The 3,601-nt window shown below is 48.4% G+C and carries 2 protein-coding genes; one reads left to right on the top strand and one right to left on the bottom strand.

Annotation, left to right across the window (positions count from 1 at the left end; all coding sequences use genetic code 11):
• Positions 1-199 precede the first annotated feature (199 nt).
• Complete coding sequence (locus tag PsWM33_RS08845) at positions 200-2,986, top strand: bifunctional aconitate hydratase 2/2-methylisocitrate dehydratase (RefSeq protein ID WP_063299966.1); 2,787 nt, start codon at positions 200-202, stop codon at positions 2,984-2,986.
• A gap of 506 nt (positions 2,987-3,492) precedes the next feature.
• Here the strand turns inward: PsWM33_RS08845 and PsWM33_RS27115 are convergent.
• Positions 3,493-3,601 (bottom strand): integrase core domain-containing protein (locus tag PsWM33_RS27115; protein WP_153039918.1); only part of this gene is annotated, 109 nt, incomplete at its 5' end.

The following is a 3,601-nucleotide window of genomic DNA, read 5'->3' as shown; positions in this document are numbered from 1 at the left end:
CCTTATTATAGGGGCGGACCACTTAAATGGGGGAGGCTCAGTTGGAGTTCTGCAACTGCTGGAAACATCTTGCATACCAATGTCATTTGGTATACGACCGCATACAACAAACTTGGACCGGTTTACCAGAGATGGTTGTGACATAGAGTTCAGGATACACCAAACATAAATCGTCTAACACAAATGCGTCGGAATAATCATGAGCTTGTACACTGACTACTTGAATGAGATTGACACTCGAAAAGCCGAGGGTTTGAACCCCAAGCCGATTGAAGATGGCGCACTTGTGAATGAGATCATTTCGCAGATTAAAGATCTCAAAAACGAACACAGAGACGGTTCCCTTAAATTCTTTATCTACAACACCTTGCCAGGCACAACCAGCGCAGCTGGTGAAAAGGCGAAGTTTTTGAAAGAGATCATTCTTGGCGACTCTGTTGTTGAGGAAATTTCTCAGTCCTTCGCTTTTGAACTGCTGTCTCACATGAAGGGCGGCCCGTCTGTTGAGGTTCTTCTTGATCTGGCACTTGGCGATGATGCGTCTGTTGCGCAACAAGCTGCCGATGTCCTTAAAACCCAGGTGTTTCTGTATGAGGCAGACACCGAGCGTTTGAAGGCAGCTTTTACAGCAGGTAATGCGATTGCAAAAGATATTCTGGAAAGCTACGCGAAGGCTGAGTTCTTCACCAAGCTTCCTGAAGTAGAAGAAGAAATCAAGGTCGTTACCTATATTGCTGGTGAAGGCGATATCTCCACCGACTTGCTCTCTCCTGGTAATCAGGCGCACTCTCGCTCAGACCGTGAACTGCACGGCAAGTGCATGATCTCTGAAGAAGGTCAGGCGAAAATTCAGGAGCTGCAGAAAGCTCATCCTGATGCACGCGTGATGCTGATTGCTGAGAAGGGCACCATGGGTGTTGGTTCCTCCCGCATGTCCGGCGTAAACAACGTTGCGCTGTGGACCGGTAAGCAGGCAAGCCCATACGTTCCTTTCGTGAACATTGCTCCGATTGTTGCGGGCACCAACGGCATTTCTCCGATCTTCCTGACCACTGTTGGTGTAACCGGTGGCATCGGCCTTGACCTGAAAAACTGGGTCAAAAAGCAAGATGCCAATGGCAACACCGTTCTGGATGAAAATGGTGACCCAGTCCTTGAGCAGACCTACTCAGTTGAGACTGGCAAGGTGCTCACCATCAACTCCAAAACTAAGAAGCTTTATGATGATGATAAAGAGCTGGTTGATGTTTCTTCCGCTTTCACGCCTCAAAAAGTTGAGTTTATGAAAGCAGGCGGCTCCTACGCTGTTGTGTTTGGTAAAAAGCTGCAGACGTTTGCATCAGAGACACTCGGCGTTGACCTGAAGTCCGCTTTCGCAGTATCCAAAGAAATCTCTCACGAAGGTCAGGGCCTGACTGCTGTTGAGAAGATCTTCAACCGCAATGCAGTTGGTACTACTCCGGGAGCAATCCTGCATGGAGGTTCCGATGTTCGCGTAAAGGTGAACATCGTTGGTTCTCAGGACACCACTGGTCTGATGACCTCTCAGGAGCTGGAGTCCATGGCGGCAACCGTCATTTCTCCAACTGTTGATGGTGCTTACCAGTCTGGCTGTCACACCGCTTCTGTTTGGGATCTGAAGGCGCAGGCCAACATTCCTAAACTCATGAAGTTCATGAACAAGTTTGGCCTGATCACTGCACGCGATCCCAAAGGCGTCTATCACGCCATGACAGACGTGATCCACAAGGTGCTGAATGACATCACCGTGGATGACTGGGACATCACCATTGGCGGCGACAGTCACACTCGTATGTCCAAAGGCGTGGCATTCGGTGCAGACTCCGGTACCGTTGCTCTTGCTCTGGCAACTGGTGAAGCCACCATGCCGATTCCAGAGTCAGTAAAAGTGACCTTCAAAGGCACTATGGCTGATCACATGGACTTCCGCGATGTCGTACATGCAACACAGGCGCAGATGCTCAAACAGCATGGCGACAACGTGTTCCAGGGCCGCATCATCGAAGTGCACATCGGCACACTGCTGGCAGACCAGGCCTTCACATTCACTGACTGGACTGCAGAAATGAAGGCAAAAGCCTCCATCTGTATCTCCAACGATGAAACTCTGATCGGCTCTCTTGAGCTGGCCAAGAGCCGCATTCAGATCATGATCGACAAAGGCATGGACAATGATGCCAAGGTTCTGGCAGGTCTGATCGCGAAAGCGGATAAGCGTATTGCTGAGATCAAATCTGGTGAGAAGTCTGCTTTGACCCCGGATGACAATGCCAAGTACTTCGCTGAGGTTGTTGTTGATCTGGACCAGATCGTTGAGCCAATGATCGCTGACCCTGACGTGAACAACAATGACGTTTCCAAGCGTTACACCCACGACACCATCCGTCCTGTTTCCTACTACGGTGGTGACAAGAAGGTTGATCTGGGCTTTGTTGGCTCCTGCATGGTGCACAAAGGCGACATGAAGATTGTTGCTCAGATGCTCAAGAATCTTGAGAAAGACGGCGGTAAGGTCGAGTTCAATGCTCCGCTTGTTGTTGCAGCTCCCACTTACAACATTATTGATGAGCTGAAGGCAGAAGGCGACTGGGAGATCTTGCAGAAGTACTCCGGTTTCGAATTCGACGATCTGATGCCAAAAGCAAAAGCACGTACCGAATACGAAAACATTATGTACCTGGAGCGCCCTGGCTGTAACCTTTGCATGGGTAACCAGGAGAAGGCTGCTAAGGGTGATACCGTTCTGGCAACCTCTACCCGCCTGTTCCAGGGCCGTGTGGTAGAAGATTCCTCTGAGAAAAAGGGTGAATCCCTGCTGGCGTCCACTCCGGTTGTTGTTCTTTCCGCAATCCTCGGCAGAACTCCAAACATGGATGAATACAAAGCAGCAGTGGAAGGCATCGACCTCACCAAGTTCGCCCCACCACTCCAGAAGCCTGCTGCTGCGAAGTCAGTTCACTTCTAGGGTCTAATCGCAGGATTCCGGTCTTAGACTTATCAGCTGGCAAACAGCACTAAACTCCATTAGAATGGACGGTATGTAACAACACCGTCCATTGCTCGGGTTTGTGCGATATATTGAAATAAAACTAAAACCCATATATCTACTTACCGCTTATTTTTCTTCGGTCGAAAGGCAACATTGAAGACCTTGCTGACAAACTTGAAGTGTTGATTGATGATGCGAAGTTACGAGATCGCTTAGGTGAAGCTGGACGTAAATGGGTTTTTGAAAATCGGACTTGGGATAAAGTCGCGAGAGATGCAGCAAAAAAAATAAACGAATTATGCTAATGAGACTATAGTATAAATATACATTTAGTTATTCTTAGAGTGTAATATTAACACTGATTTAATACCGCTTAAATTTCAAGATCTCATCTTAAGATTTAAGCGGTATTAAAAATGTGTTAAGCTGAAAAATAACTTAACACTCCAGAACAGCCCCATTTGAGTGGTCCAGATTGAAAGTTAGTGTATCACTGGCCTTTGGTCTATCGGTACGATAGCCCCTGTCGCAGGTGGGCGGTAGCCCAGAGCACTGTGGGGTTGTTTGGTGTTGTAGTGGTTCTTCCATCTC

It is taken from the genome of Pseudovibrio sp. WM33, from assembly GCF_001623165.1.
In the GTDB taxonomy this organism is placed as follows: domain Bacteria; phylum Pseudomonadota; class Alphaproteobacteria; order Rhizobiales; family Stappiaceae; genus Pseudovibrio.
The sequence above is the reverse complement of the archived record's forward strand: the minus strand, read 5'-3'. Positions and strand labels throughout refer to the sequence as shown.

Excerpts from the sequence above, each read along its gene's own strand:
- PsWM33_RS08845 (WP_063299966.1), top strand. The coding sequence starts at position 200 with ATGAGCTTGTACACTGACTACTTGAATGAGATTGACACTCGAAAAGCC.